General features: G+C 69.0%; 18 protein-coding genes. 10 read left to right on the top strand and 8 right to left on the bottom strand.

The window, feature by feature from the left end; all coding sequences use genetic code 11:
• Positions 1 to 11: 11 nt before the first annotated feature.
• The 7 genes from J7495_RS02760 to J7495_RS02730 all read left to right on the top strand — a co-directional run bounded on the left by J7495_RS02760 (position 12) and on the right by J7495_RS02730 (position 4,044).
• A complete protein-coding gene (locus tag J7495_RS02760; RefSeq protein ID WP_294054548.1) occupies positions 12 to 419 on the top strand; it encodes a PTS sugar transporter subunit IIA in 408 nt (135 codons plus the stop codon).
• Positions 416 to 688, top strand: coding sequence for an HPr family phosphocarrier protein (locus J7495_RS02755; protein ID WP_294054547.1), 273 nt, complete (start codon positions 416 to 418; stop codon positions 686 to 688). The genes J7495_RS02760 and J7495_RS02755 overlap by 4 nt, the downstream gene beginning before the upstream one ends.
• Before the next feature lie 64 nt (positions 689 to 752).
• Positions 753 to 947, top strand: coding sequence for a type II toxin-antitoxin system VapB family antitoxin (locus tag J7495_RS02750; RefSeq protein WP_294054546.1), 195 nt, complete (start codon positions 753 to 755; stop codon positions 945 to 947).
• Entirely contained in the window at positions 944 to 1,342 is a 399-nt protein-coding gene (locus J7495_RS02745; protein ID WP_294054545.1) for a PIN domain nuclease, read from the top strand. Before J7495_RS02750 ends, J7495_RS02745 begins: the two co-directional genes overlap by 4 nt.
• Positions 1,327 to 2,130: an RNA methyltransferase gene (locus tag J7495_RS02740; RefSeq protein ID WP_294054544.1), complete on the top strand. Its 804-nt coding sequence runs from the start codon at positions 1,327 to 1,329 to the stop codon at positions 2,128 to 2,130. The genes J7495_RS02745 and J7495_RS02740 overlap by 16 nt, the downstream gene beginning before the upstream one ends.
• Positions 2,127 to 3,134 (top strand): proline iminopeptidase-family hydrolase, encoded by a 1,008-nt coding sequence (locus tag J7495_RS02735; protein ID WP_294054543.1) that lies wholly within the window; start codon positions 2,127 to 2,129, stop codon positions 3,132 to 3,134. Before J7495_RS02740 ends, J7495_RS02735 begins: the two co-directional genes overlap by 4 nt.
• Positions 3,135 to 3,327: 193 nt before the next feature.
• A complete protein-coding gene (locus tag J7495_RS02730; protein WP_294054542.1) occupies positions 3,328 to 4,044 on the top strand; it encodes an META domain-containing protein in 717 nt (238 codons plus the stop codon).
• Between the two features lie 8 nt (positions 4,045 to 4,052).
• On the opposite strand, the gene J7495_RS02725 is transcribed toward J7495_RS02730, so the two are convergent.
• On the bottom strand, positions 4,053 to 4,739 hold the full coding sequence (locus tag J7495_RS02725) for a tetratricopeptide repeat protein (RefSeq protein ID WP_294054541.1): 687 nt from the start codon (positions 4,737 to 4,739) through the stop codon (positions 4,053 to 4,055).
• A 43-nt stretch (positions 4,740 to 4,782) separates the two neighbouring features.
• Entirely contained in the window at positions 4,783 to 6,060 is a 1,278-nt protein-coding gene (locus J7495_RS02720; protein WP_294054540.1) for a DNA recombination protein RmuC, read from the bottom strand.
• Positions 6,061 to 6,276: 216 nt separating this feature from the next.
• Here J7495_RS02720 and J7495_RS02715 point away from each other — a divergent pair, with 216 nt between their 5' ends.
• Complete coding sequence (locus J7495_RS02715) at positions 6,277 to 6,930, top strand: class I SAM-dependent methyltransferase (protein WP_294054539.1); 654 nt, start codon at positions 6,277 to 6,279, stop codon at positions 6,928 to 6,930.
• A 144-nt stretch (positions 6,931 to 7,074) separates the two neighbouring features.
• Here the strand turns inward: J7495_RS02715 and def are convergent, their stop codons facing one another.
• Entirely contained in the window at positions 7,075 to 7,602 is a 528-nt protein-coding gene (gene def, locus J7495_RS02710) for a peptide deformylase (RefSeq protein WP_294054538.1), read from the bottom strand.
• A 58-nt stretch (positions 7,603 to 7,660) separates the two neighbouring features.
• Positions 7,661 to 8,257 carry a recombination mediator RecR gene (recR, locus tag J7495_RS02705; protein WP_294054537.1) on the bottom strand — a complete coding sequence of 199 codons (597 nt, stop codon included), beginning with the start codon at positions 8,255 to 8,257 and terminating at the stop codon, positions 7,661 to 7,663.
• A gap of 229 nt (positions 8,258 to 8,486) precedes the next feature.
• Between recR and fmt the strand changes: the two genes are divergently transcribed.
• Both fmt and truA read left to right on the top strand, forming a co-directional pair.
• The gene (gene fmt / locus J7495_RS02700; RefSeq protein ID WP_294054536.1) at positions 8,487 to 9,395 is read left to right on the top strand and encodes a methionyl-tRNA formyltransferase; all 909 of its coding nucleotides are present in this window, start codon (positions 8,487 to 8,489) and stop codon (positions 9,393 to 9,395) included.
• Positions 9,392 to 10,138 carry a tRNA pseudouridine(38-40) synthase TruA gene (truA, locus tag J7495_RS02695; RefSeq protein ID WP_294054535.1) on the top strand — a complete coding sequence of 249 codons (747 nt, stop codon included), beginning with the start codon at positions 9,392 to 9,394 and terminating at the stop codon, positions 10,136 to 10,138. Before fmt ends, truA begins: the two co-directional genes overlap by 4 nt.
• Here truA and J7495_RS02690 read toward each other — a convergent pair.
• The 4 genes from J7495_RS02690 to ilvD are packed head-to-tail and all read right to left on the bottom strand — an operon-like array spanning position 10,128 to position 14,821.
• Entirely contained in the window at positions 10,128 to 11,324 is a 1,197-nt protein-coding gene (locus J7495_RS02690; RefSeq protein ID WP_294054534.1) for a class I SAM-dependent RNA methyltransferase, read from the bottom strand. The genes truA and J7495_RS02690 overlap by 11 nt on opposite strands.
• A complete protein-coding gene (locus tag J7495_RS02685) occupies positions 11,315 to 12,709 on the bottom strand; it encodes an NAD(P)H-hydrate dehydratase (RefSeq protein WP_294054533.1) in 1,395 nt (464 codons plus the stop codon). Before J7495_RS02685 ends, J7495_RS02690 begins: the two co-directional genes overlap by 10 nt.
• The gene (locus J7495_RS02680) at positions 12,706 to 13,119 is read right to left on the bottom strand and encodes a hypothetical protein (protein WP_294054532.1); all 414 of its coding nucleotides are present in this window, start codon (positions 13,117 to 13,119) and stop codon (positions 12,706 to 12,708) included. The genes J7495_RS02685 and J7495_RS02680 overlap by 4 nt, the downstream gene beginning before the upstream one ends.
• Entirely contained in the window at positions 13,100 to 14,821 is a 1,722-nt protein-coding gene (ilvD, locus tag J7495_RS02675; protein WP_294054531.1) for a dihydroxy-acid dehydratase, read from the bottom strand. The genes J7495_RS02680 and ilvD overlap by 20 nt, the downstream gene beginning before the upstream one ends.
• Positions 14,822 to 14,827: the final 6 nt, after the last annotated feature.

Here is a 14,827-nt window from a genome sequence, read left to right as displayed (position 1 = left end):
CGGAGTTTGGTATGATCGGGTTGGTGCTGGTGACGCACGGGCGACTCGCCGAGGAGTTCGTCACCGCGATGGAGCATGTCGTCGGGAAACAGGAGCGGATCGCCACGATCTGCATCGGCCCCGAGGACGATATGGAGGAGCGGCGCGCCGACATCGCCAAGGCGATCGCGGACGTCGACTCGGGCCGTGGCGTGATCGTGCTCACCGACCTGTTCGGCGGCACGCCCTCGAACCTCGCCATCTCGCTGATGCAGGCGGGCAAGGTCGAAGTGATCGCGGGCATCAACCTGCCGATGTTGATTCGCCTGGGCGGCGCGCGCAAGGCGATGAAGGTAACCGAGGCTGTCGCCGCTGCTCGCGAGGCGGGGCGAAAATACATCACCGTCGCCTCGGAGGTACTCGGAGAGGCTGCCGCATGAGTGAGATTATCCGCGCGGTCCAGATCACCAACAAGCGCGGCCTGCACGCCCGCGCCAGCGCCAAGCTGGTCACGCTCGCCTCGTCCCAGCCGGTGCCGCTGATGGTCGAGAAGGCGGGATCGCGCGTGACCGCGACCTCGATCATGGGGCTGATGATGCTGGGCGCCGCGATGGGCGACACGATCACGATCAGCGCCGACGGCGACGGCGCCGAAACCGCGGTCCGGGCGCTGGTCGAGCTGGTCGAGGATCGTTTCGGCGAGGATTGAGGCGTGCCGTTGCGCTCACGCTCTCGCGCAACTATGTGTATCCAGAGGCGATTGGATACACATCATGCGTACCAATATCATTATCGACGACCGGTTGATGGCCGAGGCAATGCAGGCTTCCGGTCTCAAGACGAAGCGCGAGGCGGTGGAGCTTGGGTTGCGCATGCTGGTCCGGCTGCGCAAGCAAGAGGAAATCCGGAAATATCGTGGGAAGCTCGCCTGGTCCGGTGATCTCGAGGCGATGCGGACCGACGGATGATCCTCGTCGATTCGAGCGTGTGGATCGACTATTTCCGCGGCACGCCAACGCCTGAAACCGATCGGCTCGACGCCTTGCTTGGCGTCGAGCCCTTGGCGGTCGGAGATCTGATTCTCACCGAGATCCTGCAGGGATTCATCCGCGATACCGATTTCGAACGGGCACGGCGCTTGCTCGAGCCGCTCGCATCCGTCGAGATTGGCGGCTTTGAAATTGCCGAGAGAGCCGCGCAAAACTATCGGGCGCTGCGGTCGCTCGGGATCACGGTGCGCAAGACGATCGACACGCTGATCGCGACCCGCTGCATCGAAGACGGTCTCCAGCTCCTCTATTCGGATGGTGACTTCGATCCGTTCGTGACGCATCTCGGCCTGCAATCATGCCCCGCCAGATAACCGCCTTCTCCAATCCCCTGATCAAGCGCGTCCGCGGGCTTCGCGACAAGAAGCACCGGCGCGAGGAAGGGCTGTTCCTCGCCGAGGGGCTGCGCATCCTCACCGAGGCGCGCGAGGCGGGAAGGCTGCCGGCCTATCTCTTCTTCGCTGCCGAAAGCGCGAGCCATCCGCTCGTCCGGGCGCTGGTCGAGGCCACCGAGGGCGCGGGCGGCGAGGCGGTCGAGACCAACGCCGACATCCTCTCCAAGCTCTCGGGCAAGGACAATCCCGGCGCCGTCGTCGGCGTCTATCCCGAATTCGCCGTGCCGCTCGAAGCGCTCGATCGCAGCAGCGCGCGGATCTGGCTGGTCGCCGAGCGGCTGCGTGACCCGGGCAACCTCGGCACCATCCTGCGCACCGCCGACGCGGTCGGCGCGGGCGGGCTGATCCTCGTCGACGACTGCGTCGATCCCTTCTCGGTCGAAGCGGTGCGCGCGAGCATGGGGGCGCTGTTCACCGTGCCTGTCGCCAAGGCGGGTTGGGACGCGTTCCGCGACTGGCTGCGCGCCGGGCCGGGGCAGCTGGTCGGGCTCAGCCTCGATACGGACCATGGCTATCGCGAGCCTCGCTACGAAACGCCGACCTTCCTGCTCACCGGCAACGAGGCGCAGGGCATGCCCGACTTCATGGCCGCCGAATGCGACCTGCTGGTCAAGATTCCGATGCTCGGCAAGGCCGACAGCCTCAACGCCGCCGTGGCGACCGCCGTGATGGCCTATGAGGTACTCGCTCAGGGGGACAGATCATGATTCGCGCACTCGCCGCCGCCGCCTTGGCCCTGCTTGCCTTCGCCGCGCCCGCCGCCGCGCAGCCGGCCGGCTATTTCGACAACAGCGGCCGCAGCGACGTGCTGACCGGCGGCGTGCGGATGATCCCGATCACCACGTCCAAGGGGACGTTCCGCGTCTGGACCAAGCGGGTGGGCAACAATCCCAGGCTCAAGGTCCTGCTGCTCCACGGCGGCCCGGCGGTGCCGCACGACTATCTCGAAGCGTTCGACAGTTTCCTGCCCCGCGAGGGCGTCGAATATTATTACTACGACCAGCTCGGAGCCGGAAACAGCGACCGGCCCGAGGACATGTCGCTGTGGAACCTCCCGCGCTTCGTCGAGGAAGTCGAGCAGGTCCGCGTCGCGCTCGGGCTGACCCGGGACAATTTCTGCCTCTACGGCCAGAGCTGGGGCGGGCTGCTCGCGATCGAATATGCGCTGAAATACCAGGCCAACCTCAAGTGCATGATCGTCTCGAACATGATGGCGTCGGTGCCGGCATATAACGACTACGCCCAGAAGGTGCTGATGCCCGCGATGGACCCGAAGCAGCTCGCCGAAGTGAAGGCGCTCGAGGCCGCGGGCAAGACCGAGGACCCGCGCTACATGGCGCTGCTGGTCCCGATGCACTATGAGCAGCACATCCTGCGCATGCCGTTCGACCAATGGCCCGAGCCCGCGGTGCGCGCCTTCACCAAGGTCAACCAGCCGGTCTATGCCTATATGCAGGGCCCGAGCGAGCTCGGCGCCGGCGGCATCCTCAAGGACTGGGACCGGTTCGAGGACCTCGCGAAGATCCAGACCCCCACGCTGGTGATGGCTGCGCGCTACGACACCATGGACCCGGCCTATATGGAGAAGATGGCCAGGAAGCTGCCCCACGGCAGCTACGCGTTCATGCCCAACGGCAGCCACCTTGCCCTCTATGACGACCAGGCGAATTATTTCGCTGCGCTGACGGGGTTTCTGAAGAAGTTCGACTGACTCCAACGACCGTCATCCCGGCGAAAGCCGGGACCCAGGGTCACGAGCCTCGCCCTGCTTGACGCTGGGTCCCGGCTTTCGCCGGGATGACGGAAAAAGGGTTCGCCCGCAAAGCTGAACGAAAGCCGATCGTTGCGGACATGGATCGTTCAGCCGGCTCCGAGCATTGGGGCGGGCAGAAGGAGCCAAGACGATGCGTTTTTCGACTGCCGCCGCGATCGGCCTGCTCGCGCTCTGCGCCTGCATGCCCAGCGATGCCAACGCCCAGACGCGCGCCGAGCCCTATCGCGCGCAGGGCACCGAGCCCTTCTGGTCGCTGACGATCGACGGTCAGACGATGCGCTTCGAATCCGCCTTCGGCCGCCCGGTGAGCGTGCCGCAGCCGCGCGTGATCCACGGCTTCGCGGGCGAGATCTACCAGACCCGCCAGATGAACGTGAACGTGGTCCACACGCCCTGCAGCGACGGGATGAGCGACCGCAGCTATCGCGACACCGTCCAGGTCACGCTCGGCGGGCGCCAGTACAAGGGCTGCGGCGGCGCATTCACCGTGAAGCCCCAGCCCGCGCCGCTGGCGGGCAGCTGGCGGATCGAAGCGATCGGCGGCAACCCGGCCTGGGCGCCGCGCCCCGCGACGATCCGCTTCGAGGGCGATCGGCTGAGCGGCAATACCGGCTGCAACGCCTTCTCGGGCAGCTACCGCTTCGAGCGCGGTCGCCTCACCGCCGGTCCGGTCGCCTCAACGCGGCGCTTCTGTGCCGAGCGCGGGGCGAACACGCAGGAGAGCAACATCCTCGGCCTGCTCGGAAAGCCGCTGAGCGTCTCGACCAACCGGAGCGGCAAGCTGGTACTCACCGCTCCGGGCGGTGCGACGATGACGCTGGCGCGCGAGGGCGGCCCGCGCCGCTGATCGCAGGCCTATTGCTGCTTCACCTTGCCGCCGTCGCCCTTGAGGCCGGCGATGTAATCGAGCTCGTTCTGTGCCTTCTCATAGGTCGGATCGAGCTCGAGGCATTTGCGGAACATCGCCTTCGCCTCCTCGATCCGGCCGAGCTCGATCAACGAATAGCCCTGCCCCCACCAGGCCCGGAGCTGCCCGCGCTTGCGCTTGTCGGGGTCGGTCTGGAGCTCGGCGGCCGAGGCGGCGCGGGCATAAGTGCCCACCGACGCTTCCCACTGGTTCCGCGACTGCTGGACATAGCCCAGCTCGGCGAGGAACTGCTCATAATCGGGCGCCATCGTGGTCGCGCGCTGGAGGAAGGTCGCGGCGCCGGGAAAGTCCTTGCGGTCGGCGAGGACATAGCCCTTGCCCCAGAGGGCGAAGCAATAACCCGAGTCGATCACCAGCGCGGGCTGCTTGCGGCGCGAGGCAGCGACTTCGTAGCGGGCCTCGTCGCCGTCGTTGATCGCGCAGAACAGCGCGCGCTTCTCGGGGGCGTATTTGCGCTCATATTCGCCGATCAGCGCGTTGAAGTCGGCGAAGGCGCCGTCGAGGTCGCCCCCGCTGATCTTGGCGACCGCGGCGCTCACCCGCTCCGAGCGCGCCGCATCGGCGTCCTGTACCGGTGCCACCGCGGCGACCAGCGCCATTCCCGCAATCCACATCGGCTCGCCCTCCCCCTTTTGCCTCCCGGGAAGGCTAGCAGCTTCACTCGGCCGCGTCTTCAGCCTCGGTGGTCGCGGCGACGAGCTTGGTCAGCGGGCGCGGGCTGGTCTCGACCATCGGCAGCGGCTCGATCTCCTTTGTGCCGCTCGAAACTTCCAATGCCTCGAAGCGCTTGGCCTGGGTCATCACCTGGCTTTCCAAGCTTCCCACCATCGCATTGTACGCGCTCGACGCCGCTTCGAGGTTACGCCCCATCCGCGCGACATGGCTGCCCATCGTCGCCAGCCGCGAGTGCAGCTCCTTGCCCAGCCGCGCGATCTCGGCGGCTTCCTCGGCGAGCCGCTCCTGCCGCCAGACGCTCGCCACCGTCCGCGCGATCGCGACGAGATTGGTCGGCGTCGCGAGCAGCACGCGGCGCTCGAACGCCCATTCCCACAGCGCCTCGTCCTGCTCCATCGCCGCGGTCAGGAACTGCTCGCCGGGGATGTAGAGGATCACATAGTCGGCCGCGTCGCCGAACTGGGCCCAATAGCTTTTCGAGCCGAGCTGTTCGGCGTGACGGCGGATCGCCTGCGCATGCGTCTTGAGGTGCGCGATCCGCGTCGCTTCGTCGACTTCGTCCGAGGCGTCGAGATAGGCGTTGAGCGAGCATTTGGCGTCGATGATCAGCTTGCGACCGCCGGGCAGCCGCACGATCACATCGGGGCGCAGCCGCCCCTCGCCGGTATCCACCGACACTTCGGTCTCGAAGTCGGCGAATTGCGAGAGACCCGCCTGTTCGAGCACGTTCTTCAGGCTCTGCTCGCCCCAGCGCCCGCGCGCCTTGGGGCTCGCCCGCAGCGCATTGACCAGCTTGGCGGTCTCGTCGCGCACCTGGCCGTGGCTGGTATGGAGCAAGGTCACCGCCTCGCGCAACGCCTGGTAGCTCCCCACCCGTTCCTTCTCGACGAGGTTGAGCCCCTCCTGATAGCGTTTGAGCGTGGCCTCGACCGGCTGGAGCAGTGCCTTCAGCTGCGCCTCGCTCTTCTCGCCGGCCTGGTGGAAACGCTGGTCGGCGCGTTCGAGGAAGTTGCGCTGGGCATCGCCGAGGACGCGGTTGGCGAGATCGGCGAAGCGCGCCTCCATCCCCGAGGTCTCGCCCTGGAGCCGCGCGAGATCGGCGTCCTTGCGCGCGAGGTCGGCGATCGCTGCCTTGAAGTCAGCTTCGCGCGCGTCGCGCTCGCCGCGCATCTGCGCCGCCCCGCGTCCGCCGAGAAACCAGCCGATCCCCAGCCCGGCGAGCAGCGCCACGATCACCAGAAGCAGCCCCACCGAATCCACGCCGAAATCCTCCAAAAGTCACAAGAGTCGCAACCCGTCGCCGCGCCGCAGTCCCGAAAAGTCACAAGAGTCACGACCCGTCGCCGCGATCCGACCTCGCCGCCGGCTTTCGGCAGGATCGGACACGAAACAACGCCACCATGGAACATAGCTTGAACATCGCAGGTAGGACAGCCCCTATTGAGTGTAACATTGTATCATAAAAAGGGAGCAGCTATGAGCGAGTCAGTCAGAGACGGGAGCGGCGTGATGGAAGGCAAGACCTATGGCCAGGACCATTGGGACCTGCGCTATGCCGAGGACGGCTATATCTTCGGCGAGGGCCCGAACCGCTTCCTCGAGCGGCAGGCGCCGCTGCTGAAGCCGGGGATGCGCGCGCTCGCGGTTGCCGACGGCGAGGGACGCAACAGCGTCTGGCTCGCCGAACAGGGGCTCGAGGTGGTCGCGACCGACATCTCGCCCGTGGGGATCGAGAAGGCGCGCCAGCTGGCGGCGTCGCGCGGCGTGACGATCGACCATCGCCAGGCCGACATGGTAAGCTGGGACTATCCCGAAGCGGCGTTCGACGTGGTGGTGGCGATCTTCATCCAGGTCGTCGGCCCGGCGGATCGGGCGAAGGTGTTCCAAGGCCTCCGGCGCGCGCTCAGGCCGGGCGGGCTGCTGTTGCTTGAAGGCTATACCCCCGACCAACTCCAGCACGGCACCGGCGGGCCGAGCGCGGTCGAGAACCTCTACACCGAGGCGCTGCTGCGCGAGGCATTCGCCGGGCTCGCGATCGAGCGGCTGGAGGCCTATGAAGCCGAACTCGACGAAGGGCCGCGCCACCGGGGGCTGTCGGCGGTCATCGATCTGGTGGCGAGGAAGGCCTGAAACCCTCACCCGTCACCCCGGCCTTGTGCCGGGGTCCACCGTGAGGCACGCGATGGAAAAGCGGTCGGAGGCCATCGAGCGATGGCTGCGTGGGCCCCGGCACAAGGCCGGGGTGAAAACGTAATAGCGTTTACGATGAGGCTCTTAAGCCGCAGTTTTGCGGGCCTTTGCGAGCTTCTTGAGGATCATGTCGCGCTTCAGCCGCGAGAGGTGGTCGATGAACACGATCCCCTGGAGGTGGTCCATCTCGTGCTGGATGCAGGTGGCGAGCAGCCCCTCGAAGATCTCGTCGTGCGCCTTGCCATCCTCGTCGAGCCATTTCACGCGGCACTGCGCGGGGCGCTCGACATCGGCGTACTGGTCGGGGACCGACAGGCAGCCCTCGGTATAGACCGACTGGTCGTCCGACGGATCGAGGATCTCGGGGTTGATGAAGACGCGCGGCTCGCGGATCGCCTTGCCGTCCTCGTCTTCCTTCTCCTGCAGGTCCATCACGATGACGCGCTTGGGCACGCCGACCTGGATCGCCGCCAAGCCGATGCCAGGGGCGTCGTACATCGTGTCGAACATGTCGGCGATCAGCGCGCGCAACGCGTCGTCGACGCTCTCCACCGGGGTGGAGATGGTGCGCAGCCGCGGATCGGGGACTTCGAGGATCGGAAGAAGAGCCATCGCCCAAATTTAAGCCGAACCCCCGCGCGCCGCAAGGGAGGGCGTTTCCCTAGGCGCGTCAGGCGACCGGCCGCCGCGCGCGCAGCGCCTGGGCGAGCGTCCCTTCGTCGAGATAGTCGAGCTCGCCACCCACCGGCAGCCCGTGCGCGAGCTGGGTGACGCGCACCGGATAGGCCTCGATCCGCTCGGCGATATAATGCGCGGTGGTCTGTCCCTCGAGCGTGGCGTTCATCGCGAGCACCACTTCGTCGATTCCCCCCGCGGCGATGCGGCGGACGAGCGCTTCGATCGACAGATCCTCGGGCCGCACGCCGTCGAGCGCCGAGAGCCGGCCGCCGAGCACATGGAAGCGGCCGGGGAAGAGCCGCGACCGCTCGAGCGCCCAGAGGTCGGCGACTTCCTCGACCACGCACAGCGAGCGCGCGTCGCGGCGCGGATCGGCGCAGATCGCGCACGGGTCGCTGGTGTCGACATTGCCGCAAATCGAGCACGTCGCGAGCCGCTGGCTGACCGCGCCGAGCGCGGCGAGCAGCGGATCGAGCGCGGTCTCGCGCTTCTTGAGCAGGTGGAGCACGGCGCGACGGGCGGAGCGCGGGCCGAGCCCGGGAAGCCGGGAGAGCGCCTGGGTCAGCGCTTCGATTTCGGGCGATGCCATGGCGGCGGAGATAGCGATGGGGGAACAGAAAGGAAACTCCCCCCGCCCTTTCCCCACAGGGGAGAACTCACGCGGCTTTTCCCTTTTACGTCATCCCGGCGAAAGCCGGGACCCAGGGTAGGAGAGGACGTCGCCCGTGGCCCTGGGTCCCGGCTTTCGCCGGGATGACGGATATCCGAAAAGGCGATGTCGATTTACCACCACGGTAAATCGGCTAAAGGCCGCCGCCATGCGTGTGATCTTCATGGGAACCCCCGAATTCGCGGTGCCGGTGCTCAAGGCACTGGTCGAGGCCGGGCACGAGGTGGTGGCCGCCTACAGCCAGCCGCCGCGGGCGGGCGGGCGGCGCGGCAAGGCGCTGACGCCCTCGCCGGTGCAGGCTCGCGCCGAAGCCTTGGGGATCGAAGTCCGTACACCGACCAGCCTCAAGAGCGCCGAGGAACAGGCAGCGTTCGCAGCGCTCGGCGCCGACGTAGCGGTAGTCGCGGCCTATGGCCTGATCCTGCCGCGCCCGATCCTCGAGGCGCCGCGGCTGGGGTGCCTCAACGTCCATGGCTCGCTGCTCCCGCGCTGGCGCGGCGCGGCGCCGATCCAGCGTGCGATCCTCGCCGGCGACGACGAGACCGGCGTCGGGATCATGCAGATGGAGGCCGGGCTCGACACCGGCCCGGTGCGGCTGGAGGGGCGCACGCCGGTTGACGCCAAGACGTCGGGCCAGCTCATCGAGGAACTGAGCGCGATGGGCGCGCGGCTGATGGTCGAGGTTCTCGACGATCCCGATGCCTATCCGCCGGTCCCCCAGCCCGAGGAGGGTGTGACCTACGCCGCCAAGATCGACAAGGCCGAGCTGAAGCTCGACTTCTCGCGGAGCGCTGCGGAAGTCGAGCGTGCGATCCGGGCGTTCAATCCGCCGGGCGCCTTCTTCGAGCATCAGGGCGAACGAATCCGCGTCCTCGCTGCCCAAGTCCATCACCCCGGCGGAGGCCGGGATCCGGGTCAGGTGCTGGATGGCGCACTGACGATCGCCTGTGGCGAAGGGGAAATCACGCCCCTCCTCGTCCAGCGCGCGGGTCGCGGCGTCATGACCACCGAGGAGCTGCTGCGCGGTTTCCCGATCCCCGCGGGCACCCGGCTTTGACGCGTTTCGCGCTAACGCTGGAGTGGGACGGCCGGCCCTTCATGGGCTGGCAGCGACAGGAGCACGGTCCCAGCGTCCAGCAGGCGCTCGAGGAGGCGGCGCTCGCGGTGACCGGCGAGACCGTCGTCGCGCATGCCGCGGGGCGCACCGACGCCGGCGTCCATGCTCTGGCGATGCGCGCGCACCTCGACATCGAGCGCCGGATCACGCCCTTCCGGCTGATGGAAGCGCTCAACGCGCGCCTCCGCCCGCATCCGGTCGCCGTCAACGCCTGCGAGGTCGTACCCGAAGACTGGCACGCGCGCTTCTCCTGCACCGGGCGGCGCTACGAATATCGCATCGTCAACCGCCGCGCGCCGCTGACCTGGGAGCTCGGCTTCGCCTGGCGGATCGCGCACGCGCTCGACGCCGAGGCGATGCACGACGCCGCGCAATGCCTGGTCGGGCGGCATGACTTCACCACCTTCCGCGCTGTGCAATGCCAGGCGGACTCGCCGGTCAAGACGCTGAGGGAGATCGAGGTGGTCCGCGAAGGCGACCATGTGCTGGTCCGCGCGGCGGCACGCTCGTTCCTCCACCACCAGGTCCGCTCGATCGTGGGCGCGCTGTCGTTCGTCGGCCTGGGCCGCTGGAGCAGCGACGACCTGCGCGAGGCGCTCGAAGCGCGCGATCGCCAGCGCCTGCCGATCAACGCGCCGCCCGACGGGCTGTTCTTCGTGGCGGCGGATTATCCTAGCGGCTGAACTTCGCCGCCAGCTCGACATGCGTCGACCAGCGGAACTGCCCCACCGGCTGGATCCACTCCAGCCGATAGCCGCCTTCGCACAGCATCTCCGCATCGCGCGCGAAGGTGCTGGGATTGCAGGAAACATAGGCCACCGCTGGCACGCTCGACTCGGCGATCGCCGCGGCCTGCTCCTTCGCACCCGCACGCGGCGGGTCGATCACCACGGCGCCGAAGTGGTTCAAGTCGCTCGGCACCACCGGCCGGCGGAACAAGTCGCGGTGGTCGGCGAAGACCGGCCGCCGCGCCGCGCCCGCCGCTGCCTTGAGCGAGAGGATCGCGTCGCGCGCTGCCTCTGCCGCATAGACCTTGGCCCCCGGGAACGCGAAGGTGAACGTACCCAGCCCGGCGAACAGGTCCGCCACCGCCTCGGCGCCGCCCGCCGCCTCGCGCACCGCGGCAACCAGCGCGGCCTCGCCCTCGGCCGTGGCCTGGAGGAAGCTGCCGCCGGGAAAGGGCACCGGCACGCCGCCGAGCGTCACCGTCACCGGATCGGGCTCCCAGCGCGGCTGCGGCCCCAGCCCCTCGTCGATCGAGAAGCGCGCGAGGCCGTGGCGATGTGCGAAGGCCGTGATCGCCTCGGCCGCCGCCAGCCCCTCGGCCTCGAGTCCGTCGACCAGCACGTCGCGGCCCTGGTCGGTCATCGCGAGATGGACGTTGGCGCGGCGGTTGCCCGGCAGCAGCGCCGCGAGCAGGCCTCTCAGCGGCGCGATCAGCTGGAACAGCTCGGGCGCGAGCACCCAGCATTCGGCGAGGTCGATGAGCTTGTGGCTCGCCTTCTCGGTGAAGCCGAGGTGGACCTGCCGCCCGCGCCGCTCGGCATGGAGCGTCGCTCGGCGGCGGGTGCGTGGCGGCGAAAGCAGCGGCGCGCGGATCTCGGTCTCGAGCTTGTGGGCCTGGAGCGCGCTGGTCACGCGATCGACGATGAACTTGCTCCACGCCGCATCGTCGAGGTGCTGGAGCTGGCAGCCGCCGCATTCGGGATAGTGGCGGCATGGCGGCGGCTGGTGGTTCGGCCCGGGCGCGACGCTGCCGTCGGCCCGGAGTCGATCGCCGGGGGCGGCGAGCGCGACGTGGCGCCCATCGGCAGTGACGCCTTCGCCGCGCGCGGCAACGCGGACGATCTCGTCAGGATTCAGAGGCATTCGGCGATCGCTTGCGGGACATGGTCGATCAGCCTGTCGGCGATGAACGCAGGTCCTGCAAGCCCTGCCGCGCGGCCATGAAGCCAGACCGCCGCTTCGGCCGCCTCGATCTCGCCCAGCCCCGCCTGCGCGGCGACGAGGCCCGCGAGCACATCGCCCGTGCCCGCGGTCGAGAGCCAGGAGCTCGCGCGGGAGAGTACACGCATCTCGCCGTTCGGTGCGGCGATCACCGTGTCGGCGCCCTTGTGGATCACCGTGGCGTTGGTCTCGGCGGCGGCGGCGAGCGTGCGGTCGAGCTTGCTGCCCTGCGCCTCGGGGAACATCCGCTCGAACTCGCCGGCGTGCGGGGTGAGCCATGACGGCGCCGACCGGCCCGAGAGCCAGCGGCCGGCGGTGCGGCCCATCAGGGTCAGCGCGTCGCCGTCCACCACCAGCGGGTGCGGGCAATCGAGCGCGGCCTTGAGCAGCAGCTCGGCGCGGCGGTCGCGGCCCAGGCCCGGGCCGATCACCACTGCCGAGAGCCGGTCGTCGGCGAGCCAAGCGCCCAGGTCCTCGGGATGGCCGACCGGATGGCGGACCAGCGCATCGGGTCCGCCGCCGCCGACGTCGGGGCCCGCGAGCACGACATAGCCCGCTCCGCCCGCCATCGCCGCGCGCGCCGCGAGCCGCGCCGCGCCGGGCATCGCGCCTTCGATCACCGCGACGAGGCCGCGGGTATATTTGTGCGCCTGCGTGCCCGGCGCGCTCAGCCGCGGCCGCGCGACGACGCGGCGGCGCATCGGCACGGGGACGCCGATGTCGGCGAGGATCACTTCGCCGCAGCAGTCGAGCCCCGCGCCGGTCAGGTGCGCGGGCTTGAGCGCCCCCAGCGCGACCGTCACATCCACGCGCGGAGCGCCGAGATGCGCGCCGCTGTCGGTGTCGAGCCCCGAGGGCAGGTCGATCGCGACGACGAGGTCGGCGTCATGGCAGAGGTGGTTGAAGATCGCCTGGACGCTGCGCTCGAGCGGGCGGGTCATCCCGGTGCCGAACAGCCCGTCGACGATCACCGGCCGCGCGCGCGCCTCGTAGAGCGAGGCGACGGGACCGGTCCAGCGATAGGCCATTTCGGCGGCCGAACCCGGCTTGGGATCCCCCAGCGCCGCCACCGCCACGTCGAGCCCCGCCGTCTGGAGCAGCCGCGCGCAGACATAGGCGTCGCCGCCGTTGTTGCCCGGCCCGGCGAGCACCAGCACCGGCCGTCCGAGCGCGAACCGCACGACTTCGCGCGCCACCGCCGCGCCGGCGCGCTCCATGACGTCGTCCTGACGCTGGCGGAGGAAGGCCTCTTCCTCGGCCGCGCGCATCTCCTCGGCAGTGACGATCGGGGCGCCGGGCGGGATCATGTGGCCTTGGGTTCCTTCCAGTGGCGCACCGTCGCCGGCAGCCGGTAGCGCGCGCCGCCAAGCGCGACTTCGATCAGGTCGCTGGCGAGCGGCGTCACCTGCGCCTTCTCCGCGCCGTCGGCCGCGACCACGCCGCGTCCGTCGCGCGTGACGAGCAGCCGGCGGAAGCCGCCGTCGGGGTGGCGCAGCGTGAGGTAGAGCCCGTCCTGCGTCTGCGTCCGGTCGATCCCGCAGACGAAGGCGAAGCCCGCCGCACCGGGCGGCGAGCATTCGATCCGCCCCTCGGCCGCGGCGAGTGCGCGCCTGCCGGCGTCGGCCTTGGCCGTCGCGACCTTGTCCTGGAGCTTGCCGTCGCACCCGCCCGCGAGCAGCGCGACGGCGATCGTCAGGCTAGATATCCGCGTACACATGGCGTTCGGCGCTGGCTCCGGGGTGCGTCACCGCCCCCTTATAGGCAGGGCCGACATTCTGCGCATAGCGCCACAGCGCACCGGACTGGTAATCGTTGACGCGCGGCTGCCACTTCGCCCGCCGCTCGGCGAGCACGTCCTCGGGCACTTCGAGGTCGATCGTTCCCGCCTCGGCGTCGATCTTGATGAGGTCGCCGTTCTCGACCAGCGCGATCGGGCCGCCGTCGGCCGCCTCGGGCCCGACGTGGCCGATGCAGAAGCCGCGCGTCGCGCCCGAGAAGCGGCCGTCGGTGATCAGCGCCACCTTCTCGCCCATCCCCAGCCCGTAGAGCGCCGCGGTGGTCGAGAGCATCTCGCGCATGCCGGGGCCGCCCTTGGGGCCCTCGTAGCGGATGACGATCACTTCGCCGTCGTTGATCCGGCGATGCTCGACCGCGTCGAAGGCTTCCTCCTCGCAGTCGAACACGCGCGCGGGGCCTTCGAACTGCAGCCGCTTCATCCCCGCGACCTTCACGATCGCGCCCTCGGGCGCCAGGCTGCCGCGCAGCCCGACCACGCCGCCCGTGGGGGTGATCGGCGTCTTGACGTCGTAGATCACCTTCTGGTCGGGGTTCCAGGTGACTTCGTCGATGTTCTCGCCCAGCGTCTTGCCGGTGACGGTCAGGCAATTGCCGTCGAGGAAGCCGCCGGCGAGCATCGTCTTCATCAGCATGTAGACGCCGCCCGCCTCGTGCATGTCCTTGGCGACATACTTCCCACCCGGCTTGAGGTCCGCGATATAAGGCGTCGACTTGAAAGCCTCGGCTACGTCGTGGAGGTCGAACTCGATCCCGGCTTCGTTCGCCATCGCGGGCAGATGCAGCGCGCCGTTGGTCGAGCCGCCGGTCGCCGCGACGACGCGGGCGGCGTTGATGAAGGCCTCGCGCGTACAGATGTCGCGCGGGCGGATGTTGCGCTCGAGCAGTTCCATCACCTGGCGACCCGCCGCGACTGCGATCTCCTCGCGGCTGCGATAGGGCGCCGGGACCATGTTCGAATTGGGCAGCGACAACCCGATCGCTTCGCCGACGCACGCCATGGTGTTGGCAGTGAACTGGCCGCCGCACGCGCCGTGCCCCGGGCAGGCGACCTTCTCGAGCGCGATCAGCTCGTGGAGCGGGCAATTGCCGGCGGCATATTGCCCCACCGCCTCGAACACGTCGACGACGGTGACGTCCCTGTCGTGGAAGCGGCCCGGCAGGATCGACCCGCCATAGACGAAGATCGACGGCACGTTGAGGCGGAGCATCGCCATCATCATGCCGGGGAGCGACTTGTCGCAGCCCGCGAAGCCGACCAGCGCGTCGTAGCAATGGCCGCGCACGCTAAGCTCGACCGAATCGGCGATGACTTCGCGGCTGACCAGCGAGGACTTCATCCCCTGGTGACCCATCGCGATGCCGTCGGTGACGGTGATGGTGTTGAAGCGCCGCGGCATGCCACCGTTCGCGATCACGCCCTCGCGGCAGGCATCGGCCTGCATGTCGAGCGTGGTGTTGCACGGCGCGCTGTCGTTGCCGGCGCTCGCCACGGCGACGAAGGGCTTGGCGATATCCTCCTCGGAAATCCCCATGGCATAATAGTAGCTGCGGTGCGGCGCGCGCTCCGGGCCGACCGAGACATGGCGGCTGGGGAGCTTGGACTTGTCAAAGCGTTGGGTCATGGCGCG

The sequence above is a fragment of the Sphingomonas sp. genome (assembly GCF_017745215.1).
Lineage (GTDB): Bacteria > Pseudomonadota > Alphaproteobacteria > Sphingomonadales > Sphingomonadaceae > Sphingomonas.
This window is presented reverse-complemented; position numbering and strand designations above follow the sequence as displayed.

Excerpts from the sequence above, each read along its gene's own strand:
- J7495_RS02760 (WP_294054548.1), top strand. The coding sequence starts at position 12 with ATGATCGGGTTGGTGCTGGTGACGCACGGGCGACTCGCCGAGGAGTTC.
- J7495_RS02755 (WP_294054547.1), top strand. The coding sequence starts at position 416 with ATGAGTGAGATTATCCGCGCGGTCCAGATCACCAACAAGCGCGGCCTG.
- J7495_RS02750 (WP_294054546.1), top strand. The coding sequence starts at position 753 with ATGCGTACCAATATCATTATCGACGACCGGTTGATGGCCGAGGCAATG.
- J7495_RS02745 (WP_294054545.1), top strand. The coding sequence starts at position 944 with ATGATCCTCGTCGATTCGAGCGTGTGGATCGACTATTTCCGCGGCACG.
- J7495_RS02740 (WP_294054544.1), top strand. The coding sequence starts at position 1,327 with ATGCCCCGCCAGATAACCGCCTTCTCCAATCCCCTGATCAAGCGCGTC.
- J7495_RS02735 (WP_294054543.1), top strand. The coding sequence starts at position 2,127 with ATGATTCGCGCACTCGCCGCCGCCGCCTTGGCCCTGCTTGCCTTCGCC.
- J7495_RS02730 (WP_294054542.1), top strand. The coding sequence starts at position 3,328 with ATGCGTTTTTCGACTGCCGCCGCGATCGGCCTGCTCGCGCTCTGCGCC.
- J7495_RS02725 (WP_294054541.1), bottom strand. The coding sequence starts at position 4,739 with ATGTGGATTGCGGGAATGGCGCTGGTCGCCGCGGTGGCACCGGTACAG.
- J7495_RS02715 (WP_294054539.1), top strand. The coding sequence starts at position 6,277 with ATGAGCGAGTCAGTCAGAGACGGGAGCGGCGTGATGGAAGGCAAGACC.
- def (WP_294054538.1), bottom strand. The coding sequence starts at position 7,602 with ATGGCTCTTCTTCCGATCCTCGAAGTCCCCGATCCGCGGCTGCGCACC.
- recR (WP_294054537.1), bottom strand. The coding sequence starts at position 8,257 with ATGGCATCGCCCGAAATCGAAGCGCTGACCCAGGCGCTCTCCCGGCTT.
- fmt (WP_294054536.1), top strand. The coding sequence starts at position 8,487 with ATGCGTGTGATCTTCATGGGAACCCCCGAATTCGCGGTGCCGGTGCTC.
- J7495_RS02690 (WP_294054534.1), bottom strand. The coding sequence starts at position 11,324 with ATGCCTCTGAATCCTGACGAGATCGTCCGCGTTGCCGCGCGCGGCGAA.
- J7495_RS02685 (WP_294054533.1), bottom strand. The coding sequence starts at position 12,709 with ATGATCCCGCCCGGCGCCCCGATCGTCACTGCCGAGGAGATGCGCGCG.
- J7495_RS02680 (WP_294054532.1), bottom strand. The coding sequence starts at position 13,119 with ATGTGTACGCGGATATCTAGCCTGACGATCGCCGTCGCGCTGCTCGCG.
- ilvD (WP_294054531.1), bottom strand. The coding sequence starts at position 14,821 with ATGACCCAACGCTTTGACAAGTCCAAGCTCCCCAGCCGCCATGTCTCG.